The sequence below is a fragment of the Mesorhizobium sp. genome (genome assembly GCF_004962925.1).
GTDB lineage: Bacteria > Pseudomonadota > Alphaproteobacteria > Rhizobiales > Rhizobiaceae > Mesorhizobium.
Map to the genome: position 1 here is coordinate 1 of NZ_SUEO01000391.1, position 1,548 is coordinate 1,548.

Below are 1,548 nucleotides of genomic sequence, written 5' to 3' on the forward strand. Positions count from 1 at the left end.
GTCGGCCGTGAAGAATTCGGAAGCCGCTGATATTCCATAGGAATCGCCCGATTTGCAGATTTCGGAATTGCAGGTAACGGCCAGTTTGTGGATAGTTTTCTTGCAATCCAGTTTGCGATTTCCCTGCTTGGCGAAGCGTGATTCACTGCTTTCATCGCAGTGAATCGGAGCCAGGCGATGGGCAGACCACGCGAACGGCACGAGGCGGGAGAACAGGATTTGTTCCGCGCCCGCCTTGATCAGATACTCAACATGAACCACGAGTTGGTGAGGCTGGCCCGCACCATCGACTGGCCGGTGCTGGAGGCGCGCTTCGGCGAGGTCTATTGTGACGGGCCCGGAATGCCACCGCTGCCGACGCGGCTGATGGCCGGGCTCGCCATCCTCAAGCACACCTTCAACCTGTCGGACGAGGTGCTGTGTGCGCGCTGGATCGAGAACCCGTATTTCCAATATCTGTGCGGCGAGGAATTCTTCCGTCACGAGTTGCCGTTCGACCGCTCCTCGATGACGCGTTGGCGCCAGCGCATGGGCGAGGAGCGGATCATGGTGCTGCTGCAGGAAAGCCTCAGCATCGCGGTCAAGACCGGGGCGATGAAGCCGCAGGACACGCGCCGGGTCATCGTCGACACCACGGTTGAGCCCAAGAACGTCATGTTCCCGACCGACGCCAAGCTCATCCATCGGGCCCGCGAGCGGCTCGTCCGGCTGGCCAGGAAGGCCGGGCTCGACCTGCGTCAGTCTTATGTAAGGGTCGGCAAGCTGGCGCTGATCATGCATCAGCGCTACGCCCACGCCAAACAATTTAGGCGGGCCAACAAATCCCTGCGCAAACTCAGGACCTATCTCGGGCGCACCGTCCGTGACATCTCCCGTCAGATTGCCGGCGACGCGGCGCTGGACGCGATCTTCAAGTGGCCGCTCTACCAGGCCTCGACGGTTCTGGAGCAGAGGCAGCGCCAGCGCGGCCGCAAGATCTACAGCCTGCACGCCCATGAGGTGGAGTGCATCGGCAAAGGCAAAGCGCACGCACCCTACGAGTTCGGGGTGAAGGTGTCCGTGGCGACGACGCTGAAGCGTTCAAAGGGCGGTCAGTTCGCCCTGCACGCCATGGCACTTCCCGGGAACCCTTACGACGGGCACACGCTCGAAAAGATCATTCCTGCGATGGAAGACACCATCGGTGCCGAGATCGAGCGCATCCTCGCCGATGCCGGTTACCGCGGCCACAACGCGCCGCAAAGCCACAAGTTCAGGGTCTTCACCGCCGGTCAGAAGCGCCGCGTGACACCGGCCATCAAGCGCCAGATGCGGCGGCGATCGGCCGTCGAGCCGGTGATCGGCCACATCAAGAACGAACACAGAATGGGCCGCAATTACCTCGCTCACACCCAAGGCGATGCGATCAACGCCATCCTGGCCGCAGCCGGCTACAACTTCTCCCTCCTGCTCAGGTGGCTGAAGGCGTTTTTGTGGCTCTTGATCGCCGCGTTCCTGAACCGGCCGAAGCAGCTTGCCGCTTAGCGGTCAAGATTGTTCACGGTCGAC

1 protein-coding gene is annotated in these 1,548 nt (G+C 61.9%); it reads left to right on the forward strand.

Features of this window, described 5'->3' with window-relative positions:
* Positions 1–177: 177 nt before the first annotated feature.
* Positions 178–1,524, forward strand: coding sequence for an IS5 family transposase (locus E5W87_RS35295; RefSeq protein ID WP_292408555.1), 1,347 nt, complete (start codon positions 178–180; stop codon positions 1,522–1,524).
* The last annotated feature ends 24 nt before the right edge of the window (positions 1,525–1,548 follow it).

Coding starts and splice junctions, on each gene's coding strand:
- E5W87_RS35295 (WP_292408555.1), top strand. CDS start 178: ATGGGCAGACCACGCGAACGGCACGAGGCGGGAGAACAGGATTTGTTC.